Source organism: Nostoc spongiaeforme FACHB-130, assembly GCF_014698475.1.
In the GTDB taxonomy this organism is placed as follows: Bacteria; Cyanobacteriota; Cyanobacteriia; order Cyanobacteriales; family Nostocaceae; genus Nostoc_B; species Nostoc_B spongiaeforme.
Map to the genome: position 1 here is coordinate 1 of NZ_JACJTB010000047.1, position 26,819 is coordinate 26,819.

27 protein-coding genes are annotated in these 26,819 nt (G+C 40.6%); 17 read left to right on the forward strand and 10 right to left on the reverse strand.

Going from position 1 to position 26,819, the window contains the following annotated elements; all coding sequences use genetic code 11:
- Positions 1-230 precede the first annotated feature (230 nt).
- The 4 genes from H6G74_RS30960 (at position 231) to H6G74_RS25340 (ending at position 4,378) form a co-directional block, all read left to right on the forward strand.
- A complete protein-coding gene (locus H6G74_RS30960; protein WP_449289976.1) occupies positions 231-362 on the forward strand; it encodes a hypothetical protein in 132 nt (43 codons plus the stop codon).
- Between the two features lie 390 nt (positions 363-752).
- Positions 753-2,465 (forward strand): diflavin flavoprotein, encoded by a 1,713-nt coding sequence (locus H6G74_RS25330; RefSeq protein WP_190970277.1) that lies wholly within the window; start codon positions 753-755, stop codon positions 2,463-2,465.
- Positions 2,466-2,598: 133 nt separating this feature from the next.
- A complete protein-coding gene (locus H6G74_RS25335; RefSeq protein WP_190970278.1) occupies positions 2,599-3,501 on the forward strand; it encodes a cell division protein FtsX in 903 nt (300 codons plus the stop codon).
- Positions 3,502-3,568: 67 nt separating this feature from the next.
- The gene (locus H6G74_RS25340; RefSeq protein WP_190970279.1) at positions 3,569-4,378 is read left to right on the forward strand and encodes a DUF3598 family protein; all 810 of its coding nucleotides are present in this window, start codon (positions 3,569-3,571) and stop codon (positions 4,376-4,378) included.
- Between the two features lie 22 nt (positions 4,379-4,400).
- Here H6G74_RS25340 and H6G74_RS25345 read toward each other — a convergent pair whose 3' ends face one another.
- From H6G74_RS25345 to aat, 3 genes are all read right to left on the reverse strand, one after another.
- Positions 4,401-4,898, reverse strand: coding sequence for a DUF5063 domain-containing protein (locus H6G74_RS25345; RefSeq protein ID WP_190970280.1), 498 nt, complete (start codon positions 4,896-4,898; stop codon positions 4,401-4,403).
- 200 nt (positions 4,899-5,098) lie between these two features.
- Positions 5,099-5,644 (reverse strand): hypothetical protein, encoded by a 546-nt coding sequence (locus tag H6G74_RS25350; protein WP_190970281.1) that lies wholly within the window; start codon positions 5,642-5,644, stop codon positions 5,099-5,101.
- 50 nt (positions 5,645-5,694) lie between these two features.
- Positions 5,695-6,270, reverse strand: a complete 576-nt coding sequence (gene aat / locus H6G74_RS25355; protein ID WP_190970282.1) for a leucyl/phenylalanyl-tRNA--protein transferase — start codon at positions 6,268-6,270, stop codon at positions 5,695-5,697.
- Positions 6,271-6,377: 107 nt separating this feature from the next.
- Between aat and H6G74_RS25360 the strand changes: the two genes are divergently transcribed.
- Positions 6,378-6,707, forward strand: coding sequence for a hypothetical protein (locus tag H6G74_RS25360; protein ID WP_062291975.1), 330 nt, complete (start codon positions 6,378-6,380; stop codon positions 6,705-6,707).
- Positions 6,708-6,836: 129 nt separating this feature from the next.
- Here the strand turns inward: H6G74_RS25360 and rpsN are convergent, their stop codons facing one another.
- From rpsN to rseP, 4 genes are all read right to left on the reverse strand, one after another.
- Positions 6,837-7,139 carry a 30S ribosomal protein S14 gene (gene rpsN / locus H6G74_RS25365; RefSeq protein WP_190592192.1) on the reverse strand — a complete coding sequence of 101 codons (303 nt, stop codon included), beginning with the start codon at positions 7,137-7,139 and terminating at the stop codon, positions 6,837-6,839.
- A 169-nt stretch (positions 7,140-7,308) separates the two neighbouring features.
- Positions 7,309-7,929, reverse strand: a complete 621-nt coding sequence (locus H6G74_RS25370) for a Uma2 family endonuclease (protein WP_190970283.1) — start codon at positions 7,927-7,929, stop codon at positions 7,309-7,311.
- Between the two features lie 50 nt (positions 7,930-7,979).
- Entirely contained in the window at positions 7,980-8,630 is a 651-nt protein-coding gene (gene nth / locus H6G74_RS25375; protein WP_190970284.1) for an endonuclease III, read from the reverse strand.
- Positions 8,631-8,780: 150 nt separating this feature from the next.
- Positions 8,781-9,854, reverse strand: coding sequence for an RIP metalloprotease RseP (gene rseP, locus H6G74_RS25380; protein ID WP_190970285.1), 1,074 nt, complete (start codon positions 9,852-9,854; stop codon positions 8,781-8,783).
- A gap of 174 nt (positions 9,855-10,028) precedes the next feature.
- Here rseP and H6G74_RS25385 point away from each other — a divergent pair, with 174 nt between their 5' ends.
- From H6G74_RS25385 to hypB, 11 genes are all read left to right on the forward strand, one after another.
- On the forward strand, positions 10,029-10,226 hold the full coding sequence (locus H6G74_RS25385; protein ID WP_190970286.1) for a hypothetical protein: 198 nt from the start codon (positions 10,029-10,031) through the stop codon (positions 10,224-10,226).
- A 122-nt stretch (positions 10,227-10,348) separates the two neighbouring features.
- Positions 10,349-12,664 carry an NACHT domain-containing protein gene (locus tag H6G74_RS25390; RefSeq protein ID WP_190970287.1) on the forward strand — a complete coding sequence of 772 codons (2,316 nt, stop codon included), beginning with the start codon at positions 10,349-10,351 and terminating at the stop codon, positions 12,662-12,664.
- A 431-nt stretch (positions 12,665-13,095) separates the two neighbouring features.
- Positions 13,096-14,421: a PQQ-dependent sugar dehydrogenase gene (locus H6G74_RS25395; protein WP_190970288.1), complete on the forward strand. Its 1,326-nt coding sequence runs from the start codon at positions 13,096-13,098 to the stop codon at positions 14,419-14,421.
- Between the two features lie 78 nt (positions 14,422-14,499).
- Positions 14,500-15,693 carry a hypothetical protein gene (locus H6G74_RS25400; protein WP_190970289.1) on the forward strand — a complete coding sequence of 398 codons (1,194 nt, stop codon included), beginning with the start codon at positions 14,500-14,502 and terminating at the stop codon, positions 15,691-15,693.
- Positions 15,694-15,731: 38 nt separating this feature from the next.
- Entirely contained in the window at positions 15,732-18,200 is a 2,469-nt protein-coding gene (gene hypF / locus H6G74_RS25405; RefSeq protein ID WP_190970290.1) for a carbamoyltransferase HypF, read from the forward strand.
- Between the two features lie 60 nt (positions 18,201-18,260).
- The gene (locus H6G74_RS25410) at positions 18,261-18,506 is read left to right on the forward strand and encodes a HypC/HybG/HupF family hydrogenase formation chaperone (RefSeq protein ID WP_190970291.1); all 246 of its coding nucleotides are present in this window, start codon (positions 18,261-18,263) and stop codon (positions 18,504-18,506) included.
- Positions 18,507-18,550: 44 nt separating this feature from the next.
- The gene (gene hypD, locus H6G74_RS25415; RefSeq protein ID WP_190970292.1) at positions 18,551-19,702 is read left to right on the forward strand and encodes a hydrogenase formation protein HypD; all 1,152 of its coding nucleotides are present in this window, start codon (positions 18,551-18,553) and stop codon (positions 19,700-19,702) included.
- A gap of 65 nt (positions 19,703-19,767) precedes the next feature.
- Positions 19,768-19,983 carry a tautomerase family protein gene (locus H6G74_RS25420; RefSeq protein WP_015111665.1) on the forward strand — a complete coding sequence of 72 codons (216 nt, stop codon included), beginning with the start codon at positions 19,768-19,770 and terminating at the stop codon, positions 19,981-19,983.
- A gap of 144 nt (positions 19,984-20,127) precedes the next feature.
- Entirely contained in the window at positions 20,128-21,231 is a 1,104-nt protein-coding gene (gene hypE / locus H6G74_RS25425) for a hydrogenase expression/formation protein HypE (protein WP_190970293.1), read from the forward strand.
- A gap of 62 nt (positions 21,232-21,293) precedes the next feature.
- On the forward strand, positions 21,294-21,635 hold the full coding sequence (locus tag H6G74_RS25430) for a hydrogenase maturation nickel metallochaperone HypA/HybF (protein WP_190970294.1): 342 nt from the start codon (positions 21,294-21,296) through the stop codon (positions 21,633-21,635).
- Entirely contained in the window at positions 21,626-22,471 is an 846-nt protein-coding gene (hypB, locus tag H6G74_RS25435; protein ID WP_190970295.1) for a hydrogenase nickel incorporation protein HypB, read from the forward strand. The genes H6G74_RS25430 and hypB overlap by 10 nt, the downstream gene beginning before the upstream one ends.
- A 245-nt stretch (positions 22,472-22,716) precedes the next feature.
- On the opposite strand, the gene H6G74_RS25440 is transcribed toward hypB, so the two are convergent.
- Positions 22,717-23,838 carry a lipase family protein gene (locus H6G74_RS25440; protein ID WP_190970296.1) on the reverse strand — a complete coding sequence of 374 codons (1,122 nt, stop codon included), beginning with the start codon at positions 23,836-23,838 and terminating at the stop codon, positions 22,717-22,719.
- A 533-nt stretch (positions 23,839-24,371) separates the two neighbouring features.
- Between H6G74_RS25440 and H6G74_RS31645 the strand changes: the two genes are divergently transcribed.
- The gene (locus H6G74_RS31645; RefSeq protein WP_277927183.1) at positions 24,372-24,500 is read left to right on the forward strand and encodes a hypothetical protein; all 129 of its coding nucleotides are present in this window, start codon (positions 24,372-24,374) and stop codon (positions 24,498-24,500) included.
- A gap of 13 nt (positions 24,501-24,513) precedes the next feature.
- On the opposite strand, the gene H6G74_RS25445 is transcribed toward H6G74_RS31645, so the two are convergent.
- Together H6G74_RS25445 and H6G74_RS25450 are read right to left on the reverse strand one after the other, a co-directional pair.
- Positions 24,514-25,176 carry a CAP domain-containing protein gene (locus H6G74_RS25445; protein WP_190970297.1) on the reverse strand — a complete coding sequence of 221 codons (663 nt, stop codon included), beginning with the start codon at positions 25,174-25,176 and terminating at the stop codon, positions 24,514-24,516.
- 147 nt (positions 25,177-25,323) lie between these two features.
- Positions 25,324-26,316: an ADP-ribosylglycohydrolase family protein gene (locus H6G74_RS25450; RefSeq protein WP_190970298.1), complete on the reverse strand. Its 993-nt coding sequence runs from the start codon at positions 26,314-26,316 to the stop codon at positions 25,324-25,326.
- Positions 26,317-26,819: the final 503 nt, after the last annotated feature.

Here is a 26,819-nt window from a genome sequence, read left to right on the forward strand (position 1 = left end):
TTTACCAGCCTGGGGTCGCCGAATGTTTTCCCCTGAGACTCTTGTGCATGAATTAAAATTGGGTTTTCCATCTGTTTTTTCTCCTCACTTTCCTTGTCTTACTAATAGACATCTATTTATGTGTACAACTTAATTTAACTGGTCTGTTATGCCTGAAACCCTTGCAGCTACCACTTGTGTGTACACCGTAGGCAAGCGGGGAGGGGAGCGTTTGCGTAAGCAAATGCGGGGTGGGGTTCCGACTGTATGCTTATGCAGATGGTCGAAAGCTGGCGATAAAAGAAGGTAAGCTGGCTAAATTTGGGGTTCGTGTCCCAGAAGAAAGTGAGTATCCAACGGTTTGTCCTTTTTCAGTCGATTAAATTCTCGATGAGGATTTCTACGGGTTGTAATTGCTTGAGTAAATCAGTTTAGCAGATTTGATTAACAAACAGACTTCACAAAAGCGACAACCAAAATGGGCGGTTAGAAACCGCTTCTACACAGACAAAACCCACCTCCGTGGGTTTCAAACCATGATTTTTTGTTAGTCCCCGCAAATAAAAGATGCGTAGGCGCAGCCCGTCGTAGACATCGCTAGATATCTGCAATTAATTTTTTTATCTTCTTCATAAGAAATGCTGAAAATTTAATCAACTAAACTAAGCTTTAATTTAAATGGTTACTCTTTTGCTGCAATTGTGGACTCATGTGTAGCAATTGCTGTTTAAGCCATAATAAATGCTTAAAAATAAACAAGTTATTCAAAAATTATGCCAGATACTAAACCGCGTGACGTGCAGATACTACCAATTGCGACCGATACAACTGTAATGCGATCGCGCAGTTGGGCAAGGTTAAGATTTGAAATAGAATATGCTCTAGCTAAAGGGACTACGGCTAACTCTTATTTGATTCAAGCAGATAAAATCGCTTTGATTGACCCCCCTGGGGAGACTTTTACGCAAATTTATCTGGATGCGTTGCAACAGCGTATTGATGTGACAGCAATTGATTATGTCATTCTCGGTCACGTCAACCCTAACCGCGCCGCCACTTTAAAAGCTTTATTAGAAATTGCACCCCAAATTACCTTTGTTTGTTCTAACCCAGGGGCGATAAATTTACGTGGTGCTTTAGAAAATCCCGATTTACCAATTATGGTGATGCGGGGGGAAGAAACTCTGGATTTGGGTAAGGGACATAACCTGCAATTCATTCCTACACCCAATCCCCGTTACGCTGATGAACTCTGCACCTACGACCCCCAAACCGAAATTCTCTACACAGATAAGTTATTTGGGGCGCATATCTGCGGCGACCAAGTTTTAGATGAAGGCTGGGAAATTATCAACGAAGACCGCCGTTATTATTATGACTGCCTCATGGCTCCCCATGCGCGGCAGGTGGAAACAGCACTAGAAAAACTCGCGGATTTTCCAGCACGTTTGTATGGTACAGGACACGGGCCTTTAGTACGTTACGGCTTAATTGAGCTAACCAAAGCTTATCGTCAATGGAGTCAACAGCAAACCTCGGCTGACTTGACAGTGGCGTTAATTTATGCCTCAGCGTATGGAAATACTGCCACCTTAGCCCAAGCGATCGCCCGTGGCATTACAAAAGCTGGTGTGGCGGTAGAATCAATTAACTGCGAATTTACTGAACCAGAAGAAATCCGCGCGGCTGTGGAAAAGTCGGCTGGTTTTGTCATGGGTTCGCCAACCCTCGGCGGTCACGCACCAACACCTGTACAAACAGCTTTAGGGATTGTTCTCTCCACCGGAACAAACAATAAACTGGCGGGTGTCTTTGGTTCCTTTGGTTGGAGTGGTGAAGCCGTCGATTTAATTGAAAGCCGACTCAAAGATGCTGGCTATCGCTTTGGGTTTGATACCATCCGCGTCAAGTTTAAACCTGATGATGCGACTCTGCAATTGTGTGAAGAAGCCGGAACCGATTTTGCCCAAGCACTGAAGAAAGCGAAAAAAGTACGGACTCAAAGTGTCCCCGCGACCAATGTCGAACAAGCAGTAGGACGCATCGTTGGTTCCTTGTGCGTGCTGACAGCCAAGCAAGAAGATAGAGCCAGTGCTATGTTAGCCTCATGGGTAGCCCAAGCCAGTTTTAATCCACCAGGGTTAACTATTGCTGTTGCTAAAGAACGGGCAGTAGAACCACTGACCCACTCAGGTAACGAATTTGTCCTGAATATTCTTAAGGAGGGCAGTCACATAGGGTTGATGAAACATTTCCTCAAACCCTTCGGCCCTGGTGAAGACCGATTTGCTGGTGTCGCCACTGAAGAAAGTACAAACGGTTCCCCTATTTTGGCAGATGCTTTAGCCTACTTGGAGTGTAAAGTGCAGAACCGTATGGAATCGGGAGACCACTGGTTAGTTTATGCCACCGTGGAGGATGGTAAGGTATTAAATCAAGATGGTGTGACGGCTGTGCATCATCGTAAGTCGGCTACGCATTATTAAGTGCTGAGTGCTGAGTTAAAAGTGTTGAGTGTTTCTTACTCAGCACTTTTTTAGTAAGAATGACATGGGTAAACTTCATCACATCGAGTATAAAGAGTGATTACGATTTACTTTTGTGATGTTGGGGTGGTCTGTGTTCAAATTTCTCACTAAACTCGACTATTTATTAAAAGAAACCTTTTTAGGATTATTGCGTGGTGGCTGGATGAATTGGGCAGCCGTTAGCACTGTGGCTGTATTATTATTTTTGTTCGGCTTGAGTTTGCAAACTTCTTGGCAAGTAGAAAAACTCCTCAATCAATTCGGTAGCCAATTAGAAGTTTCAGTATATTTAGAACCAGGAGTAGAAGCCAAAAGCATCGAACATTTAGTCGTGAAAATGCCGGAAGTGGTTTCGATGCAAAGCATTTCTAAAGAAGAAGCTTGGCCAAAATTAGTCAAGGATTTGGGAATTGCAGATATTGATGGTGCGACTCAGCAGCTAGGGGAAAATCCTTTAGTGGATGAGATGAAAGTCAAAGCGCGTAACTCTCAAGCTGTACCAGTTTTAGCTACAAGTCTGGCTAAATTACGGGGAGTTGAGACCGTTGAGTATGTCGATGAAGCTGTAAAACGCATCGCTCAGTTGCATCGAGGTTTAAACTGGTTTACTGTGACAATTACCAGTATTTTGACTTTAACTGCGATCGCTGTTACTACTACCACCATTCGCCTCATTGTGCTGGCGCGAAAGCGGGAAATTGAAATTATGCAGCTAGTCGGCGCAACTTCCGCCTGGATTTACCTACCGTTTATTTTACAAGGAATTTCCTTTGGTTTAGTTGGTGGTGCGATCGCTTGGAGTTTTATTTCCGTCATCGAACAATTTTTAGGCAAATTACTCGCTAATCAACCAGAGTTTATCCAATTCCTTGCCAATGGTTTGCAACTTGCACCCACACAAATCTTATTATTACCTCTGATTCTCTTAAGTTTCGGTGCAACGGTAGGATTAATAGGAAGCTTATTTGCTGTACATCGATTTGCTAAGGCTTAGTCTCTTGTCAAAAGTTCTCTATTATATTAATCAAATGACAAATGACCAATGACCAAGGACAAATAACATGACATCTCAATGGGAATATTTATTAAAAAATCTTGGTGAATGGCAAGGTTCATTCACCAGATTTTCACCTCAAGGTGTGCTGTTGAACGATGTTAAAAGCGTAGTTTCTTTAGAAGGGTTGAATGATAATAAAACTATTCACCAAGTTGTTAGCCGCGAAGGTCAAGAAGATTTAGTTTTAGAATACAGTTCACTATCTAAAGCAACACTTTTTTTTGAAAATGGTGCATTTTCACAAGGTTCAATTCAGTTAGCACCATTTACCGAATTTGGTGCAGAACTAAGTTTAATTTATGAAAATCGCCGCGTACGTTTAGTGCAGTTATTTGATAAAAACGGTCAACTTGATAAAATAACTTTAATCCGAGAACATTTAGCCGGAACCGAACCAGTAGAACATCCTCCCTTAACGGTCAATGATTTATTGGGAGAATGGCACGGTGAAGCAATTACAGTATATCCTGACTGGCGATCGCCAGATACTTTCTCTTCAACGTTAAAATTACATTTAGATGATACTGGACGTTTAGTGCAGAGTTTAACTTTTGGCGAAAGAACTATCACTTCAACAGCGACTATTAAAGATTCAATCATTCACTTTGACCAAGACCCACAAAAGCAAGTACAAATTTTATTATTACCTAACGGTGCTTCTGCAACATCGCCCTTGCAAGTAAAATTACGTCAACCCTTATTTTTAGAAGTTGGTTGGTTAATTCAGCCTAACTTACGCCAGCGCATGGTTCGCAGCTATAACGATAAAGGTGAATGGGTTAGTCTTACATTGGTAACTGAACAAAAGGTGTAGAAGAATTTGTTTACCATTCCTACTACGAAAAATAATTATGAATTGCCCTTTGCGATCCCACTAAATGAGCGCCCCAATGAATTTCAAAATGAAAACGCCATTCCCATACTGCTTCCATAAGATAACTATGCTCGTAAAGTATAAGACCTCGTTTGAGGTCTTGATAAATATCATTTAAATCATCGATAAGACTGTTAGTTACAGGTTGATTATCTTCTATATTTAGTGGTTCAAACACATCCCAATAATTATCAATAGGTAATATCTGAAACCGCTTATAAACACTACTTAATTTGTAAGATGAGCGAATATCGTCTACTTCTTTGCCACAATTAATATCGGACAAATCAATTTCAAGTAAATCAATTATACCTAAATGAAGTTCAGCTAAAAGTTTTCGAGCCGTTACCATTTCTTGCTCTGGATCGCTGCTAGAAGCTTCTGCCCAATCACAATACTTACGAACAGTATCAGCAAATTTTTGAATTTTTGTTTTTGTATATAAATTAGACAGTTCCATAAAAGAATTTTTGCCTATTATAGGAATCCTAAATTATTTATGAAATTCTCTTTCTTCTCTTTCTTCTCTTTCTTTGTGTCCTTTGCGTCCTTTGCGGTTCGTTAAAAAGAATATTTTTTACAACTCAGATAGGATTGCTATAACAATAACTCAATTGACAGGAATGCTCCACCTTAAATCAATCTTGTAAATGAATGCTATCAATCAAAAGAATAGCCAGCAAAGAAAATTTCACTCGGCTGGTTGTCTGCATAAACAATGATATATCTTGCTGTACCTCTATCAATACTGTGCCAAAATTGATTTCTGCCATTAGGATTTGTGTTACCAAGAAGCACTGACTCTATCATTTCATGAGTGGGTTGCTCAGTTCCAAATAAAGTCATAAGTTCTGCTGGAGGTAGTAGAAAAGCAGTGTTAAAAACTTCGCCAAGTATTTGATAAAATTCTTCTCCACCTCGTAACGCTTTTTTAAACTCATCTCTTGATAGTGGACATGGCCTATCATCAACTCGAAGAATATCAAGAATTGAACGTGTGCCATCTGCCTCAGAGGCTTCTAGTGCTGCTTCAATGGAGATATGCTGCGCTCCAGGAGCAGGAGAATTTTCTGTAATCGGAAAATCAAGCAATGGTATTGCAGGATTATATCTACCTGCTTGAAATTCTCTTTGGCGGAGCTTCTGTAATGCTGCATTCAGATCAGGTTGATAATTTGTGTAGTACCAGTAAACTTCTGCACCCATAAAAATTGGTCGCTAAATTTCAGGAATGAGCAACATCATGCCCTACATTCTTACACCAAAGAACAGGGACGCTGCAACGCTTTATGAAGTAAAGTTTGATATTCTTCATCGCCAATACCGTAAGCACCAAAGCGTTCTAAATGCGGGTTCATCATTTGAGCGTCAAACAGGACAAATTGTTTTTGACGCAATCTTTCCACTAATTTGACCATTGCTACTTTTGAGCCTTCGGGGATGCGGTAAAACATCGATTCACCGATGAAAGCACCGCCAATTATTATTCCTAAAATACCGCCTGCGAGTTCATCACCTTGCCAAGTTTCAAAACTGTGAGCAAAACCTGTTTTATGCAGTAAAAAGTAAATTTCTTTTAATTCATCTGATATCCAGGTTGTTTCTCGGTTCGCACATCCATCAACAACAGCCGGAAAATCGCGGTTAATTGCCACTGTAAACCGTTCTTGATTCAAAACACGCTGCAACGACTTAGGATAGCGGAATCGCTGATCTAGAGGAATCAAAGTCCGATCGCGGCTACCATACCAACCCAAGCCATGAGCGTCATCAGCCATGAGAAAATAACCTTGGGCATATCCTTGAATAATTGCAGCGATATCATATTGCATAGATAGATCAAAATAAAATAAAAAAATTCAGAGGAACGCAATTTGATGCGATCGCCATCCTCTGCGCTCCTCTGGGATATATTTAGCATGACTCTGCATTTACCAAAATGACACAACCAATCCCATCCATTACCCTACCACCAGCTAACAACCCCCTCCTTGAAGGTGAGTGGTTACAAGAGCGTTTGTTGCGGTGGTTAGATGCAGAATTTATCCCTGAAGCAGTCAACCAAACGATTGCTCAACGAGCCGCGCAAATTTATGTACGCCAACGTATGGAAGGAGAAAACGACTTGGGTTCTCTGGTAATTGCCATTGTCACAGAGATGCAAGGGTTTGATTTTTCCAAAAGCTTTTATGGAGAGTTTGCGATCGCTAACGCCGTCAGCGATCTACTCTTAGAAAGTCTGGGTATAGACCGTTGCTGTGGTCAATAATTTTGTCATTTGTCATTTGTCCTTTGTCCTTAGCAATAACCAATGACTAATGACCCTTCGGGTTCGCCAGTTGCTCATGGGGGAAACCCCCAAGACCGCACTGGCTCACCAATGACCAATGACCAATGACTACCAACTAGACTTAACAACTCCAGGTAATAAACCTTCGTGCGCCCACTCCCGCAGAACGTTCCGAGACAGTCCAAAGTCACGGTAAACACCTCTAGGACGACCAGTTACCCAACAGCGATTGCGGCGACGGTTGGGCGCACTGTTCCGGGGTAGTTGTTGAATTTTACGGTGAGCGTCCAGTTTCTCTTCTAAAGATTCTGCCTGTTTGAACTCTTCCATCAGAGTTTCCCGCTTTTCCGCATACTTTGCGACTAATTTGGCGCGTTTTTTCTCGCGCTCAATCATACTTTTCTTCGCCATACATTCTAAATAAAGACAGCATTTTCCATTCTACAGTGTCAGAATCAATTCTAGGGATAGTTTTGATATTAAAGGGAACAGGGAACAGGGAACAGGGAACAGGGGTTTTACGAAGACTGTTACTCCGTCTCAGCGATCCTTCAGAATCACTGGCGGGTCTAGGAAACAGCTATGGCGTTATGTTACCTGCTTGAAAAATCTGTTGGGCGGTTAAAATCAGTTCTGGGAAGGTTGGAGACTGAATCAGCTCATCCCCTTGAAACTTTTTAACTTGATACTCGCCTTCATCTAACGAGAAAATCAAAATAGTGGCTTGTTTCGGTTTCCCAATAAATTCTCTACCACCCAAAGCGGCGTAATCAACAAGCCAGTATTCTGGTATTCCTATTGCTTCGTACTCGCCACGTTTCTTAAAGTAATCATCCCGCCAATTCGTACTAACGACCTCAACAATTAAAGGCACTGAGGCTCCGTAGATCACAGTAGATTGCTTTTGCCAAAGAGGTTCATTGATCAAGTTTTGCCGATTCAGCAATAGTATATCTGCTGAGTAAGCAGATTCATTTTCTGGTGGTTTTACTAGTGCTGTTTTCGGTCTAAAGTATGGCAGTTGTAAGCGTTCATACTCCACCACTAACTTAGTCACTAAAAAGCCTATAACTTCTTCATGTCCTCCCAATGGCTGCGGCATTTTAATGATGACTCCATCATGCAATTCATAACGCCCATCTTCTGGTTTACATTGAGTAAATTCTGCAAATGTGACTAGCTTGCGTTGGGCTTGAATCATTTTCCCTTCTCTTGAGCATTAAGATATCAGTTTTTCAGTACTTATCCAAATTATTTGTCAGATGTCGGACACAAATCAGCCAACTCACAAGCTGAACAAGCGGGAGAACGGGCTTTACAAATAGCACGACCATGATAAATTAGCCGAATTGACCAATTTTCCCAATCTGGTTGGGGTAATAATTTCATTAAATCTTGTTCAATTTTAATGGGTTCAGCATGTTTAGTTAAACCCAGGCGTTGACTGAGGCGCTTAACGTGAGTATCTACAGTTACTCCAGCATTGATCCCATAAGCGTGAGCTAAAACTACATTTGCTGTTTTTCGCGCCACGCCAGGTAATTTTAATAGTTGCTCCATTTGATTAGGAACAACCGAATCAAATTCAGTCGCAATCATTCGACAGGCGGCTTGAATATTTTTAGCTTTGTTGCGATAAAACCCTGTAGAACGCACCAAGTTTTCTAATTCTTCTAAATCAGCATTGGCTAAACTGGCTGCATCGGGAAAGCGACCAAATAAAGCTGGTGTAACTTTATTGACGCGCTCATCTGTACATTGTGCGGAAAGAATCGTTGCAACGAGTAATTGTACAGGTGTTGAGTAGTTTAATGAGCAAGTTGCATCTGGGTATAAATGCTTGAGGCGTTGGAGAATTTCTAACGCTCGTTGTTTTTTTGAGGGAGATTTGCGGGTGGTCATAAAAAAAGGCAAAAGTAAAAAGGCAAAAGTAAAAAAATAATTGCCTATTTACTCAGAAATTAGTAAGTAAAAAATAAATTAGCCTGCACGGGCAGGCTTGGTTTGATTAGCACCAGACTTGAGTCTGAGTGCTTTAATTTTGTACCATGACTACTGAGTAGTTAACTGGATGGTTTCTTTGACAATTAAGAAAATACCTAAACCCAAAAGTAGGACTAAGCCAGTTTGCATTACACCTTCTTGAATGCGGTTAGGTAAGGGTTTACCGCGTAAACCTTCAATTAATAGAAAAGCTAGTTGTCCGCCATCTAATGCTGGGAGGGGCAATATGTTGATAATGGCTAAGTTAATGCTGATAATTGCGGCAAAAGATAACAAGTTTGTGCTGTCATCGGCGGCTAATTTTGCACCAACTTTGACGATATTAACTGGGCCAGAAACTTGTCCGATGGTTTGTTGGAAGTTGGTAATTAATTGTCCAAAACCATTAAGTGTGCCGACAAATAATTGTTGGAAGCGGTTAGCTGCAATGCCAAAAATCTCAAAAGGATTGCTAGGGCGACGAAAAACAGGTTTACCATTTGGCCCTAATTGAATACCAACCAAGCCTTTACCATCTGCGCCTAGTGTGGGAGTTAATTTCAGAGAAACTTGTTGATCTTTCTGCTGAACTTTGAGGGAAATTTCCTGATTGGGATGGGTTTGAATTTCTTTGGTCAAGATAGCTGTGGACTTGTCGGAAGCTGGAAGTTCTTGACCGTTAATGGCTAAAACGATATCACCTTCTCTAATTCCGGCTTGATAGGCTATGGATTGTTCATTGACTGGTTGAACAATTACACCGGGTTGATAATTAAACTTTTCGGGGATGCCGACAATGCCCAATTGCAGTACTAGAACTAAATAGGCAAAGATTAAATTTGCGATGACTCCCGCACTGATCACGATCGCCCGGTCTAAAATTGGACGGTTACGCAGCAGATTCGGGTCGTTGGGTGGAATGTCACTATCTGGGTCATCATCGGGAAAACCAACAAAGCCACCCAAGGGAAAAGCACGTATAGCATATTCGGTTTCCGTTCCTTGGTATTTCCACAAAATCGGCCCAAACCCCAAGGAAAAGCGGTTAGCATAAATGCCTTGAGACCTTGCTGCTACAAAGTGTCCCAGTTCATGTACCAAAATTAAAACAGCCAAGACTGCGATCGCTGCTAAAACTGACATAAAGCAAATAAGTCAAAATATTCGGATATATTTCCTTATTGTAGTAGTTGAAGAACGGACGCTGAGACTGAATGCTGTTATATGTCCTGAAGTTCTAGCTTGAGTTTACGAGCCAGGAAGGCAGCAGAGGAGAGATTTTAACTGACTTATTTATGGGTGGGAAAAAACTAAAGTATGTTCAACAAGGACGCTAAGAACGCAAATTTATCAGAGTTTGAGAGATTTCTTGCGTCAGTCTTAATGGTATTAATTCAACAAGGCAGTTCTGATGAAACTGATTTTACAGCACTAAATAAAAGCTTGGGCATTGCTCAAAGAGCATTTGCTACTTGGACAATGCCTTCAGCTAGTTGGGTATGTAGATTTGGCTGACTCGATTTCTATTATGTCTAGCCGATGTATGAAATGATGTTGGGGTTTTTGTTTAACTTGGCGTATAACTTGTATAAGTTGTATACAAACAAGTAATCTTATACAGATTTTGGTGGTAGATTATGGCAAAGCGATCGCTCCAAGCATCAGCTGAAGGGATCAGAAAAGCAAAACAATCCTTTAAACGTAAAGGTTGGACACAAGAATATTTAGCAGCTGAGGTAGGCTTAGAGACTCGCCAAGCCATTTGGAAGTTTTTTACTGGCCAACGGATAGACCGTCATGTATTTAACGATATTTGCTTTGCCCTGGAACTGGATACCGCAGAAATCGCCCAGTCTTTCACCACAGATGAATCAAGTTTGTTAGACAGCCCTGCAAATCTGTCATTAGATATTGAGGTAGTCGTACAAAAACTGCGGTCTATTTATCACGAAAACATTCAAATGCAGTGCGGTACTGTGCAAATTTTGGATGTTGCCCAACCGATACAATTCAATGATATTTATGTAGATGTTGAGATTTTAGAAGAAATTAACAGTCGCAGATGGCTAGAAATTAAGAAATTTCCCCAGGTATGGATGAAAGAAAATAACTCCTTGGGTGTAGCTGACTGGCCGCAAACTAAAACTTCGGGAATCGCAGCAGTCAAAAAATATGACAAGCTGATGGTGCTAGGTAAGCCTGGTGCTGGCAAAACCACATTTTTGCAGGCGATCGCCAATAGTTGTAATCTAGGATTATTTCAACCTGATTATTTACCCATCTTTATCCGTTTAAAAGACTTGGCGGAAGATATTCGCGGTTCTAGTCAAATTAGTTTATTTAACTATTTATATGAATCTTTTCTCAATTTGGAAATTAGTGAACAAGAACTAAATACAGTCTTTACTCATGGACGAGCCTTAATTTTATTAGATGGCTTAGATGAAGTCATTGGTAAAGATATCAGTAAAATCATCAGCAAAATTCGTCAGTTTACAGAAAAATTTTACAAAAATAAAATAATCATTACTTGTAGACTAGGTGTACAAAATTATAAATTTTATGGCTTTACAGAAGTCGAAATTAGCAATTTTAGTCAATCGCAAATAGCTAATTTTGCCGAAAAATGGTTTCTTTCAGTTGCCAAGCAATCTCCAGCCATAGCCAAAGACTTATCCAGTCGATTTATGCAAAAGCTGGAATTAAAAGCAAATTTCCCAATTCTAGATTTAGCAACCACACCACTTTTACTGAATTTTATTTGTTTAATCTTTCAGTTTAATGAAGATTTTCCCCACAATCGTGCTGAAATTTATAAACAAATTTTAGACTTACTCCTCACGCGCTGGGATGAAGCTAAAGGTATTAAAAGAGATGAAATTTATCCTCATTTTTCGCTGTTACACAAAATTAAATTACTCAGCCATCTAGCAGCTATTACCTTTCCCCAAAGCAGTTATTTCCAACCTGAATCTCATCTGTGCCAACTAATTACAGATTATTTACTGCAAAATTTTAATCCACCTCAAGATGCCGCAGCTTTAGAAATAGAAAGTGCATCTATATTACAGGCAATTGAAGCCCAACACGGATTATTAATGCAAAAAGCACTGGGGATTTATGCTTTTTCGCATTTCAGCTTACAACAATATCTAACAGCTAAGGAAATAGTGATTAACATTAATTCGCCAACACTAGCAGAATTGATGAATCACCTGAGTAAAAAATATTGGCGGGAAGTTTTTTTACTAAGTGCAGGAATGTTAAACCCTGCTGATGAATTATTAAAATCAATGAAAAAAAAGATTGATAATTTATCTCGAAAAAATTATAAATTACATCATTTACTGACTTGGTTAATGCAAAAATCCGCCGCCGTCAACACGCCTTATCATATAGCAAGTGTGCGGGCTTTTTACTTTACTCTGGCCTTGCCTTCAGAATGTGCTTTAGCTTGTAATCAAGAATTTGCAATACTTTTGGATAATCAGCTTGCAGGCAATCTCGCCGAAGATTTAGCCTTAGATTTGGCTTTAACGCATGGATTGACTGTGAGTTTGGGCATAAATCCTGATATTTTCTTACCAAGATTTTCGGCTTTGAGTTTATCCCTTGATCTCAAGCATTTGTTAATAAATCAACCAGAACTACTCACAGCATTGCAAAACCTTAAAAATCAGTTACCTTCACCCAGCCAAGGTAGAGAAGTTTTAAAAATTTGGTGGCAAGAGAATGGCAAAAGCTGGACAGAAAGCTTACGTAATTGGATGATTACCAACCGACAAATCGGGCATAATTGGCAATTCAATCTTCAAGATTTGGAGGAGATACAACAGTATTGGGATGCTAACCAATTACTTTTAGACTGTTTGAAAACCGCAAGTGATGTTTCTCTGGACTTACGGAATTATTTAGAGACAAGTTTGTTTTTACCTGGGAAGTCTGACGATTGAAATTGTGGCTATAAGACAATATGCTTCAGTTAAGGTGATGAGAGTTGATTTCTCAATTTCTGCTCTACCTATTAGATAATGAGAAAGATTTGGGGGATTCTCCCCCAAGCCCCCGATTGGGGGACGGTTGCGTCCCCCAAACCCCCTCCAAAATTATTTTTTCGTTTTTTGTTGAGTTTCCATTTGCTGGTTTTGTTGAAATTTATTTTTCGGCGTTGCTGATTAGAAGAGTGTTTTCTGTTTCGCGCCTTTGCGCCTTTGCGCGAAACATCGATAGTTAAAGTTGCTAAAAAAGCTTAATTCATTCCGCATTTATGCAACGCCAATTTTTTTATCTGAACCGTATTGGTATATAAATCAAACTTGAGATAGGCGACAAAAATTCAGTCTTAATTCTAAATTACAAAAGTTGCGTCTAACTTCTCAAGGTTATGAAATTTCTTCGGCGTTGTTGGTGGTTGGCTTTTTTATTAATGACAGCAGGTTGTAACCAAACTCGTGCCGTTTCTGAATCTACGCCTGCGCCTCTATTAGCAGCAAATACACAATCAAAAAATATTATCCGTACTGAACCGCTTGCGCCACAACCAATTCGCATCAATTTGCAGAAGTTACCGCCACCTTTTGCTACCAAAAGCGCCTCGAAGCGCCCAGAGATAGTATCTATTCCGCAAAATCCGGTGTTGCGTGTACCACCAGGATTTCAGGTGAATGTCTTTGCGGAAGGTTTGGACGCACCCCGGTGGTTGGCTTTAACTCCCAGTGGCGATGTGCTGGTGACAGAAACGAGGGAAAACCGCATCCGTTTGTTGAGAGACAGTAATGGCGATGGTGTGGCTGATGTGAGTCAAACATTTGCGAGTGCAGACAATGGCTTAAATATTCCTTTTGGGATGGCGTTTGCGGGGAATTATTTCTTTTTGGGGAATACTGATGAGGTTTTACGGTTTCCTTACAGCAAAGGACAAAAGCAACTATCGGGGACTGGGACAAAAATTGCTGATCTTCCTGGCGGTGGTTATAACCAACATTGGACAAGAAATGTAGTAGCTGCACCAGATGGTAAGAAGTTGTATGTTTCGGTTGGTTCTCGTTCTAATGTGGATGAGGAAGAGTTACCGAGGGCTTCTGTACAGGTGATGAATTTGGATGGTTCTCAAAAGCAGACTTTCGCCTTTGGTTTGCGAAATCCTGTGGGTTTGGATTTTCATCCGGTGACGAAGGAACTCTACACAACGGTGAATGAACGGGATGGTATTGGGGATGATTTGGTTCCTGATTATTTCACCCGCATTCGGCAGGGAGAATTTTATGGTTGGCCTTATACTTACTTAACACCAAATACACTTGACCCCCGTCAAACGGCGAATGGTAAAAGTAAACGCCCAGATTTAGCAGCCCGGACTCGTACGCCTGATGTGTTATTTCAAGCTCATTCGGCGGCGTTAGGTGTGCAGTTTTACGATGGTAAGAGTTTTCCTGAAAAATACAAAAATGGCGCTTTTGTGGCGTTTCGTGGTTCTTGGAACCGCGATCGCGGGACTGGTTATAAAGTTGTATTTGTACCTTTTAATACCCAAGGACGACCACAAGGTAATTACGAAGATTTCCTCACAGGATTTTTGTTAAATCCCAGTACCCCAACTACTTGGGGAAGGCCTGTTGGTTTATTAGTTTTACCTGATGGGAGTTTATTAGTCACAGAGGAAGCTAATAACCGGATTTATCGCATTCAATATGTAGGTAATCAAAAATAGACTAAAAAATAGCAACCGCCGATACAAGCTGATATCCGCCGATAATTTTAAATAAAAATTAGTGTTTCGTGGCGGTTCATGTCTATTCCTAACAATAGTAATTCTGTAACAAGTTTATCTAATTTACCTTTATCACCATTTGGTGCGGAGGTAATTTTAGGTACTAGTCTTGAACCGCAACAATTAGCTATACCAATAGCACCTAGTCCAATCACAATGTTTGGCCCCCGTGGGGCTTGTTTAATATCAGAAAATCAGTCATTGTGGGTGTCAGATACAGGACATCATAGATTATTAGGATGGCGCAATTTACCAACGGTCGATAATCAACCGGCAGACTGGGTAATTGGACAACCAGACTTTTATCATGAAGGTCAAAATGCGAAAGGTAAGCCAGGTAGAAATACGGTTAGCGTCCCCACCGGAATTTGTATTTGTGGGCAAGGTTTAGCGGTGGCTGATGCTTGGAATCATCGCGTTTTGATTTGGCAAAATGTCCCAGAAGATAGCAATGTGCCAGCCGATTTGGTGTTAGGACAAGCGAATTTTATTGATAATGAACCTAATCGCGGTACTCAAAAAGCAACTGCCAATACAATGCACTGGCCTTATGGTGTTTTCTATCATCAAGGTAAGCTATTTGTGGCGGATACGGGTAATCGCAGGTTGTTAATTTGGCGGGAATTACCCACGGAAAATGGTCAACCTGCGGATATAGTTCTGGGACAACCAGATATGATTTCTCGTAATGAAAATGGCGGTGCTTCTGCAACGGCGGCGAGTATGCGTTGGTGTCATGATATTGCAGTGTGGCATGATAATTTAGTTGTTGCTGATGCGGGTAATCATCGCGTGATGATTTGGCAAGGTATCCCCACAGAAAATAATGCGCCTTGTGCGGTAGTGTTAGGACAAAATAGCTTTGATTTTGTAGAGATGAATCAAGGAGTATATTGGCCGAGTGGAAGTAGTTTAAGTATGCCTTATGGGGTGGCGACGACTGCGGAATGGTTGCTAGTGGCGGATACGGCGAATTCACGGTTGCTAGGATGGCAGCAGCCGGAATCTATATTATCATTGCAAGGTGCGATCGCTTCGGCAATTATTGGACAAAGTAGCTTTGCAAGCAAAAGCGAAAACCGCAATTATGGACTCCCGAAGCGTGATAGTTTGAATTGGCCTTATGGGGTAAAAATTTGCGGGAATACGGCGATAATTGCTGATTCTGGAAATAATCGGGTTTTATTGTGGGGGTTTGATGGGGAGAATTAAACGAACCGCCAAGCCGCCAAGGACGCAAAGAGAAGAATATGGTAAGTGAAGAAATCAGAGTTAGAGGTACTGTTCAGGGGGTGGGGTTTCGTCCAACTGTCTACCGTCTGGCTAAGGCTTGCGGGTTGCGGGGCGATGTTTGTAATGATGGAGAAGGTGTATTAATTCGTGTCTCTGGGAGTGAGGAAGCGATAACTGAGTTTGTGGTGAGGTTACAGCAAGAATGTCCACCACTGGCAAAAATTCAAGAGTTAGTCAGAACTCGATGTACAGAAGAGTTAAACGGTGATGATTTTGTGATTTCGCCAAGTGTCAGTAACAAAATCAAAACTGACATCACACCAGATGCGGCGACTTGTCCCCAATGTCAAAAGGAAATCTTCGACCCCTTTAGTCGATTTTACCGTTACCCTTTTACTAACTGTACTCATTGCGGCCCCCGTCTGAGTATTATTCGCGCCATTCCCTATGACAGATGCAATACCAGTATGTCTGCGTTTGTGATGTGCGGTGAATGTGCAGCAGAATACCACGATGTCGAAAACCGCAGATTTCACGCCCAACCTACAGCTTGCCATAGTTGCGGCCCTTCTGCTTGGCTAGAACGTGCTGATGGTAAACCTGTCACGGCTTCGATGTTTTCGATGATGGATGATGTGGATGCTGTTTGTACATTGTTGCAAAAGGGTGAGATTGTTGCAATTAAGGGGTTAGGTGGGTTTCATTTGGCTTGTGATGCAACAAATGAAGTTGCTGTGCAGAAATTACGTCAGCGTAAGCGTCGTTATGATAAGCCTTTTGCTTTGATGGCGCGAGATTTGGCGGTAATTGAGGAATATTGTATTGTTGGTGAGAAAGAGAAGGAGTTATTAGTTAGTTCTGCTGCGCCAGTTGTTTTGTTGCGGAGGAAAGAAGAAACGAACCGCCAAGGACGCGAAGGGCGCAAAGGAGAGGAGGGAAGAGGAGTTAAAGAAGGATTGAGTTTAAGTTCTGTAAATAATAATAGAAGCACTCAGCACTCAGCACTCAGCACTCAGCACTCTATAGCAGAATCTGTTGCACCTGGACAAAATACTCTCGGATTCATGTTACCTTATACGCCTCTGCATCATTTAATTTTGCGGCGGATGAATCGACCCATTGTGTTAACGAGTGGCAATATTTCTGATGAACCACAGTGTATTGATAATGATACGGCGTTAGAAAAATTGGGGAAGATTGCTGATTATTTTCTATTACATAACCGGGATATTGTTAATCGTATCGATGATTCGGTTGTGCGGGTAGTTGGTGAGCAAATTCAAATCATCCGTCGTGCGAGGGGATATGCACCAGCACCGATTAAGTTACCGCCAGGATTTGAGCAAGTAGCGCCAATTTTGGCAATGGGGAGTGAGTTAAAAAATACTTTTTGCTTGTTGCGTGATGGTGAGGCAATTTTATCGCAACATTTAGGTGATTTAGAAAATGCGGCGGCGTTTAATGCTTATCAGGAAACGCTGAATTTATACTTAAATTTATTTGAGCATAAACCAGAAGCGATCGCCATCGATAAACACCCCGAATATCTCTCTAGTAAACTTGGTAAAGAACTCGCCACGGCTAATCAAATTCCTCTGCATCAAATTCAACATCATCACGCCCATATTGCTGCTTGTATGGCAGAAAATGGCATTCCTTTAAATACATCACCAGTTTTGGGTATTGCTTTTGATGGGTTGGGTTACGGTGAAGATGGCACACTTTGGGGTGGAGAATTTCTGCTGGCTGACTACCGTCAATTTCAGCGACTAGCAACATTTAAACCAGTGGCGATGATAGGTGGTGAACAAGCAATTTACCAACCCTGGCGTAATACTTATGCCCATTTAATATCAGCAAATCTTTGGGAGCAATGTCAATCAAAATATACTGATTTGGAAATATTAAAATTTTTGGGAAAAAAGCCATTACAATTACTCAATCAGGTTATAGAAAAAAATATTAACTCGCCTCCAGCCTCATCAGTCGGGCGATTATTTGATGCTGTAGCCGCCGCTATTGGTATTTGTACTGAAGAATGTAGCTATGAAGGACAAGCTGCGATCGCCTTAGAATCTTTAGTTGATGTTAACATCTTAAACAATCATAAAGAAAAGCTAATTTATCCCTTTAATTTTAACTTTTCCGATAATATCTATTGTATAGACTCAGCACCAATGTGGTCTGCTTTACTCAGTGATTTGCAGCAACAAATTCCCCAATCAGTCATAGCTGCTAAATTTCACCAGAGTTTAGCTCATATTACAGTAAAAATGGTTAAGCTTCTGTGTCAAGAATATCAAATTCAGCAAGTAGTTCTCACAGGAGGAGTATTTCAAAATACTATCTTATTACAGTTAGTTACTCAACAGTTACAAGCCTCTAATATTAACGTACTAACTCATAGCTTAGTTCCTACTAACGATGGCGGTTTATCGTTAGGACAAGCCATAATTACAGCCGCCAGATTAATTACAAATTATTAACTCTTCTTCTCTGCGCCCTCCGCGCCTCTGCGGTTCATTTCTCATAAAGGGAAAATACAAATGTGCTTAGGAATTCCTGGACAAATTGTCGAAATTACCGACACTCAGAAAAAATTAGCCATTGTGAATGTTGCGGGTGTTAAACGTCAAGTTAACATCGCTTGCATCGTCGATGAACAACATCCACCCTTAGCTTGTTTAGGAGATTGGGTATTAGTTCACGTTGGTTTTGCGATGAATCGAATTAATGAAGAAGAAGCGGCGGAGACATTAAAATTATTAGCAGAAATCGCCGCTATGAGTTAGAGATTTTAACGCAGAGTTTATACAGTAAATTAGACCTAAATTGTATGAAATACGTTGACGAATTTCGGGAACCAGAAAAAGCCCACGCCCTACAAAAAGAAATAGTAAAAATCAGCCGCCAAATAGAAAAACATATTAAAATTATGGAAATCTGTGGCGGACATACTCACTCTATTTTTAAATACGGTATTGAAGCAATACTGCCCGACAATATTGAATTAATACATGGGCCTGGTTGTCCAGTCTGTGTGATGCCAAGGGGGAGGTTAGATGATGCGATCGCTATCTCCCAACATCCTAACGTGATTCTTGCCACCTTTGGCGACACTATGCGCGTTCCCGGTTCTAAAGACAGCCTCTTGCAAGCCAAAGCCAAAGGCGCAGATATCCGTATGGTGTACTCACCCTTAGATAGCTTGCAACTCGCCAAAGATAACCCTAACAAAGAAGTAGTCTTCTTCGCCCTCGGCTTTGAAACCACAGTCCCCAGCACAGCTTTTACCATCCTCCAAGCTGATGCAGAAAACATACATAACTTTAGTATGTTTTGCAATCATGTATTAGTTATTCCCGCCCTCAAAGCACTATTAGATAACCCAGATTTACAACTAGATGGATTTGTTGGACCTGGTCATGTCAGCATGGTAATTGGTACTGACCCCTATCAATTTATCGCCCAACAATATCATAAACCAATAGTTGTTTCTGGCTTTGAACCATTAGACATTCTCCAGTCAGTTTGGATGCTATTAAAACAGATAGTAGAAAATCGTTACGAAGTCGAAAACCAATATAATCGACTAGTTGAAAAAGCCGGAAATCAAATAGCACTAAAAGCGATGAATCAAGTTTTCGCTGTACGCGAAACTTTTGAATGGCGAGGTTTAGGAGAACTACCAAATTCCGGCTTAAAAATTCGTCCTGAATATAGCCAATTTGATGCAGAAGTAAAATTTACTATTCCTAACCAAAAAGTTGCTGACCATAAAGCTTGTAAATGTGGCGAAATTCTCAAAGGAGTTTTAAAACCGTGGGAATGTAAAGTATTTGGTACAGCCTGTACCCCAGAAACACCGATAGGTACTTGTATGGTTTCCTCGGAAGGTGCTTGTGCAGCTTATTACAAATACGGACGCTTCTCCAATTTCACGCAAAAAAAAGTAACTGAAAAACAAACAGCAACCCTAACTTCATAACCTAATATAAGAGTGAGCAATCCGCACTCTACAACACAAAAAATTTAGGATTGGAGTAGGAATTTATGCCTTTTGTTACAGTCAAAATTGCCCGTGGTCATTCCATCGAAAAAAAACGGCATCTAGTCGAAGCTATTACTAATGCCCTGGTTACATCTTTAGATACCAAACCAGAATGGATAACCATTCACATTGATGAATTTGAACGTGAAAATTGGGCTGTCAACGGTATCTTACACTGTGATAGACATCGCGGTAGACATGACGAAACAGGTAGATAAAACTAGTTAGAAGGCAGGAGGCAGGAGTCAGGAATTAGGAGATATTAATAGTTATTTAATAAACAACTTTTTATCTCTATCACCTGTAACCTGTCGCCTATCACCTGTCACCTATTTATCATAAATTATTTTAATCAATTCTATATGGATTTATCATCATCAAATCAATTACAAAATCCCCTGTTGCAAAAAATTGCACAAGCCCACCGTCGCCAATCAAAAATTCGAGATAGTCATATAAATTTAGCACATGGTAGTGGCGGTAAAGCCATGCGTGATTTAATTGATGATGTCTTTATCCAGAGTTTTGATAATCCAATTTTGAGTCAATTAGAAGACCAAGCCAGCTTTAATTTAGCCAATCTTTTACAACAAGGAGATAGACTCGCATTTACCACAGACTCTTATGTTGTAGACCCTTTATTTTTCCCTGGTAGCGATATTGGAGAATTAGCAATTAACGGCACAATTAATGATTTAGCAGTTAGCGGTGCAAAACCTTTATATCTTACCTGTAGCGTAATTTTAGAAGAAGGACTACCCATAGAAACTCTACGGCGTGTAGTAGCCAGTATGCAAGCCGCCGCCAAAAATGCAGGCGTGCAAATTGTGACAGGTGACACAAAAGTTGTGCATCGTGGTGCAGCTGATAAATTATTTATTAACACTGCTGGTATTGGTGTCATTCCCACAGGCGTGAATATTTCAGCACACAATATTCAACCAGGAGATGCCATTATTATTAACGGTGAAGTAGGAAATCATGGTACAGCAATTTTAATCGCCCGTGGTGAATTAGCCTTAGAAACTGATATTAATAGTGATTGCCAACCCTTATATAGTTTAGTAGAAACCATCCTCAAAGCTTGCCCCGAAATTCATGCTATGCGGGATGCAACACGCGGCGGTTTAGCCACAGTATTAAATGAATTTGCCCTCACATCTAATGTTGGCATTCGCCTGGATGAAAAATCAATTCCTATTAGAGAAGAAGTCAAAGGGGTTTGCGAAATTTTAGGTTTAGACCCCTTATACTTAGCCAACGAAGGTAAATTAGTCGTAGTAGTAAAACAGGAGAACGCCGATAAAGTTTTATCAGCCATGAAAACTCATCCTGCTGGCAAAGATGCTTGTATAGTTGGTGAAGTTATCGCCTCACCTCCCGGTGTTGTCTTCCTCAAAACGGTTTTTGGTGCTGAACGAATTGTAGATATGTTAGTAGGCGACCAACTACCAAGAATTTGTTAAGTATTACCCTCTTCTTTGCGCCTCTGCGCCTCTGCGTGAGACAAAAAATTATTTGTTAATGTATGCACGAACTAGGAATAACCCAAAATATAGTAGCCATCGTCACCGAACACGCCAAAGGCATGAAAGTGCAGAAAGTAGTCTTAGAAATTGGCAAACTTTCAGCCATTATGCCAGATGCGATTAAATTTTGTTTTGATATTTGCTCTAAAGGCACACTTTTAGAAAATTCCCTATTAGAAATTATCGAAATACCAGGATTAGCCAAATGTCGTCAATGCGGTGCGGAAATTGCTCTTGATAAGCCTTTTGGTGTTTGCCAATGTGGTAGTGTGCAACTTGATTTAATAACTGGCGAAGAACTCAAAATTAAAGAAATAGAAATAGAGGAAATATGTGTGTAACTTGCGGTTGTTCTGATGATGCTGAAGGTAAAATTACCAATCTCCAAACAGGTGAAGTTAATCACCATCACGACCATCATACCCACACCCATACCTTACCCGATGGCACTGTGATTACCCATACCCATCATCACGATGAAACACCACAAATTCATGCCAAAATTCACGGCACAACCATATCTTTAGAACAAGACATTTTAGCAAAAAATAACTTATTAGCAGCCCAAAACCGGGGATGGTTTAAGGGTCGAAATATTCTCGCCTTAAATTTAATGAGTTCTCCCGGTGCAGGGAAAACAACATTATTAACTCGCACAATTAATGATTTAAAACAACAATTACCCATTAGTGTAATTGAAGGCGACCAAGAAACAACTAATGATGCTCAAAAAATTAAAGAAACAGGCTGTAAAGTTGTCCAAATCAACACAGGTACAGGCTGTCATTTAGATGCGTCGATGATAGAAAGAGGTTTACAACAACTCAACCCACCACTAAATTCTGTGGTGATGATTGAGAATGTTGGTAACTTGGTTTGTCCGGCTTTATTTGATTTGGGAGAACAAGCAAAAGTTGTAATTCTTTCTGTCACTGAGGGAGAAGATAAGCCGCTAAAATATCCCCATATATTCCGCGCCAGTGAGATGATGATTCTCACCAAAGTTGATTTATTGCCTTACGTGCAGTTTGATGTGGAACGTTGCATTGAATATGCAAAACAAGTTAACCCAAATATACAAGTTTTTCAGGTTTCGGCGATGACTGGTGAGGGTTTAGATAATTGGTATAAGTGGCTGACGGCACAGGTGGGGAGTTTGTCTATCTTTCTTTTGTAACTCTGGGAGGAATAAAATCAGAAAAGAGGTCTGAAAGACAGGTGGGGAATTAATAAACTAAAATATTTTAATATTTAGCCCAAATCTTACTATATTTTGGGCTATTTTTATAGGCTTTTTCTTAACATTCAACACTTCTGGGTTTTAGCTATCACTGTCCATGTAGAAAAGTCGAAGTTTTTACTGACTTAATCCAGACAGAGGACACCGATCGCCACCGCTTTATGCCCGATTGCACAAACTGTCTATTTACGCCTACTTGTAATTTTCAAATCAATTTCCAAATCACGAATATATTCAGTAATCATGTGCTTCTTAATCGTCACAGGTGTATAAGGCTTAACTGGTATTCCGACTAGAGACAAGATTGTGGATATTAAGCGCGTTATTAGCGTTAACATAAACTCAACAATCAATATTAGAAGGACAATTGTATCTTCTCCCCAAAATGTTTTGACTTTGCGGTGACGATTCTTTGAAAAATAAACTAATTTATTGATGTGACTAAAATCGAGAAGAACTGGAACTCGCGGTGGTAAACGCGGTACAACATCAATACCGTTCACAATCCGATGCGATCGCCCGTCAAACTTCTGAGCGATCTTTTTTGCTAGAGCTTGTTGAACAGTCCTGGGTGAGCCAAAGGTGTAGAGTGCTGTTATGTAAAAACTCTTTTCATACACCAGTGATTTGTAAGCTGCCAATGTAGCTAAAGCCCCGCCCAGACTATGCCCTGTAATGTAGAGTGCAGTATCATTAGGTTGCTGATATAAGTCAAGTAAGGCATTGCTTACGCCTGGAAGACCAAGCCAATTGACCTTTTGATTTGGCTCGTTATAAAGGTCTTCAATTTCTTTGCTTACAGCCGTACCCCAGATGTTTTCAATACCTGCCACAAAGCCTCCGTGGGCATAAAGTTTAGGAAGTTTGGCAATGGAATTTTCCTTAAGACCTGCATTTTCTAACAGGTTTTCATCAGGAAATAGTCTTTTCACAAAATTAATATCAGTCAGGATATCGATAGAGTCTTCCTCTGTTCCGCGAAAAGCCAGTACTGCAAACTTGCCGCCTCCATCCACACCTGGATGAGTTGCTAAAAATGCCTGTGTGCCTTGAGTATCAAAGAAAAGAATGCTATCGAATCCCACATCTTTTAACTCAAAGGCAACAGTAATTTTATTTTCATAGACTAAGTTTGAGCATTGAGCTAACCACCAGGCAATGCCTGAATCATAGGCTGATTTACCCGCCGGGAAAGGCACTTTCAATGGCAGAATCGGTGTAGCAAAACCTTGCTCTAATCGCAGTCTATCTTCAAGTCTACGAAAATACTTGCAAAAGTAGGGCATAACAATATCCTCTTGCACAAGAAATATTGAGTGCATTCCCTACCTATAAATTGTTTAGGTAGAGTAAGCAAAACCAATATAAAACGCGAAACAACAATACAGTAAATCTACCATTCATAATACAATAATTGTAGGTATTCCAGTACTATGAATGGTAAAAAAGAAACCAAAGACACAGAAAGAATCAGAACTGATGTGTGGGAATTGGTGGCAACAAAAAACCAAAAACATTAGATAATTTTCGCAGTGGAAGAATATCGGAAGTATTTAACTCCATTGCTTCTCATTATTAATGCTCAGTGGTTTGATATCACTGGTTTAACAGCAAATCAAACAATGTCTGCGATAGAACGAATAATTCATCAAAACGTAAGTAAACCCAACCCAAAACATCCCGCAGGTTGCAAGTAAATGAGGTACAAAACTGGAGCATGAAATATAAAAATTCTTCCTCTTGCCTCAGAAAGTTTTTTCAAGATGATTGTTTTAAAACATCAAGAAGTACAATGATTGTGAACACGATTGATTAGTTAGGGTTGGCGATCGCTATTATGAGCAAAGCCAGGATTCTCGACCCATCTGAGAGCTATACTTTCAGAAAATACGCCGAATTAGCCTATGATAGTAGTGAGCGATCGCATCTTCTTGTTCTGCTAAACTTTAAAGCTAGTGGGAAATAAGTTGTGGCAGATTTTAATCACTAAACATTTGGACTGCATAAATTTGGCCATTTTTGCCAACAGCCATACCATAGCCAAATTTTTTATATTCCTGTCGGAGGAGATTTTGGCGGTGACTGTTGCTATACATCCAACCGCGTTGAAAATCTTCGACTTTACCGTAAGTTAAACCTAAACCTTGCACACTATCTTGAATAATATTTTCGCCAACTGCCACACGCCGATTACCACCAATTTGAATGTAGCGATCGCTGGGATTTTTCCCATCTAAAGAAATATGATTAAAATACTGCCGCTCTAGCATATCTTGGGCGTGGAATTGTGCAGCGAGTGATAGTAAAGAGTCTGCCGTTAAAGGTTTTAAATTATTTAAAGTGCGATCTCGATTGACCAATTCTAAAGCAAACTGTCTTAACTCTGGCTCAGAACGTAACTGTTCTGCATTCCAAATGGTAACTTGCGTCCGGCCGATTTTCCAATCAGCACCACCATTGCCGTTATACAGACCTTGTTTGAGTAGTCCAAAAGGGGAAAGTTCTGTCCAAAAATAATTAATATCGATTGGATCTCCCCGCAAAGCCTGACGAATAAAGTATGTAGTTGGTCTAAATGCCAAAACCAGCATAAATAGAACAACGTATTTCCACCAAACGTTGACTTTGCGTTTTGTATCCATTGCCTTGATTTAAAATGAGCGATGCACAAACTACTTAAACGGTCTTACATCTACATATTGCCTGATTAAGTAACAATTTAGCACTGATGATTGCTTTATAGCGATCGCCAGTAGTCAAAAAAACATAGATTTCCACCATACCTAAATTTAATCCCAGAATTCACCCAGAGCCGTCAATTGGTCGCGGTATTCAATCCGAATTACCCAATCTTCAGGCCATGCAGCCATACCTAAATATGCTCCAGCAAAAGCACCCGCTAAACAAGCAATTGAGTCGGAGTCGCCTGCTGTCAGTGCAGCACGTCGCACTGCGGCTAACGGTGCTTCTGGAAAAAACAAAAAACATAATAAACCAGTAGCAAAAGCTTCCTCAGCTACCCAGCCTTCGCCTATAGCCAAACAGGGGTCAATGTCGCGGCTGGGGTTGACTAAGGCTGCGTCCAGACGGTCAAGCACTGCTAAACACTCATCCCAACCACAACTAATAAATTCTATTGGTGTATTTATCCCTGGGCGCTGCCATAAATTCCCCAGCCAATCAGCATGATAAACTGAACGCTGACTTAAGGCATAGTTGCGAAGATAAGCCGAACATTCTTGCGGTTCACCGCCCTTGACAAAATAAGTGATTGCTGCTGCCGTTAAATCAGAAGCTGCCAAGGCAGTTGGATGACCATGCGTTAATGCGGCTTGAAATTGAGCAACTGCCGCACGGGTTGTATCATCTGTGGATAATAAACCGACAGGTACAACACGCATATTTGCACCACAGCCTTTAGAATTTGGCCTAGTTGCTTGCTGCCAAGGCAACCCTGCTTCCAGATATTCACAAGCCTGTAAGCAAGTCATTCCTGGAGCGCGATTATTGTCGGGACTGTGTAACCACTCCACAAAAGTACGTCTAAGAACAGGTTCCAAATTAGCTAGACTCAAGTTTGCAGTATCAACCTCAACTAAAGCTTGCGCCACTGCCAATGTCATTTGTGTGTCATCAGTGACACGTGCAGGATTCCCCACAATTTCTTGCAGCCCATTTGGCGGAAAGCGACGACGAATTTCTTCCACACTTAAAAATTCTGTAGCAGCACCCAAAGCATCACCACAGGCAAGCCCAAATAAACATCCAGAGGCACGACGCATAACTAACATTTTTTAATTACATTTTTAATACATAAAAGCTACAAAATCCACCTTTACCCTTACGAATTTTGGATGAGCCAATCTCAACTCCAAAATTACTTTACTAATACTGAAGTTACTGCCACAAATATTATCCCTACTCCCCACTCCCTATTCCCTACTCCCACCATAGGTTACTATCTTTGACTGCACTTGGTATAAGTATCCGCATTTTGACTGAATTTATTAGCCAAGCAATCCTTTTATAGCTCACTAATTCTCTGTATCTCTGGAGTTAATGTTGTTTAAAGACGGCAAACACCACATGGTGATTACGGTTCACCCTAATTACTGGATGTATTAATTCTCATAAATTAGACGAAGTGAAAGCAAATTAATCCATGAACCAACTAGACAAAACTTTAAAATTAACCGTCCCAAAGCAGGTTCGGGAAACCACCCTTCATGGACTGGCTATACAAGCTCAGTATATATATCAGCAGAAATTGGGGCTATAACCCCAA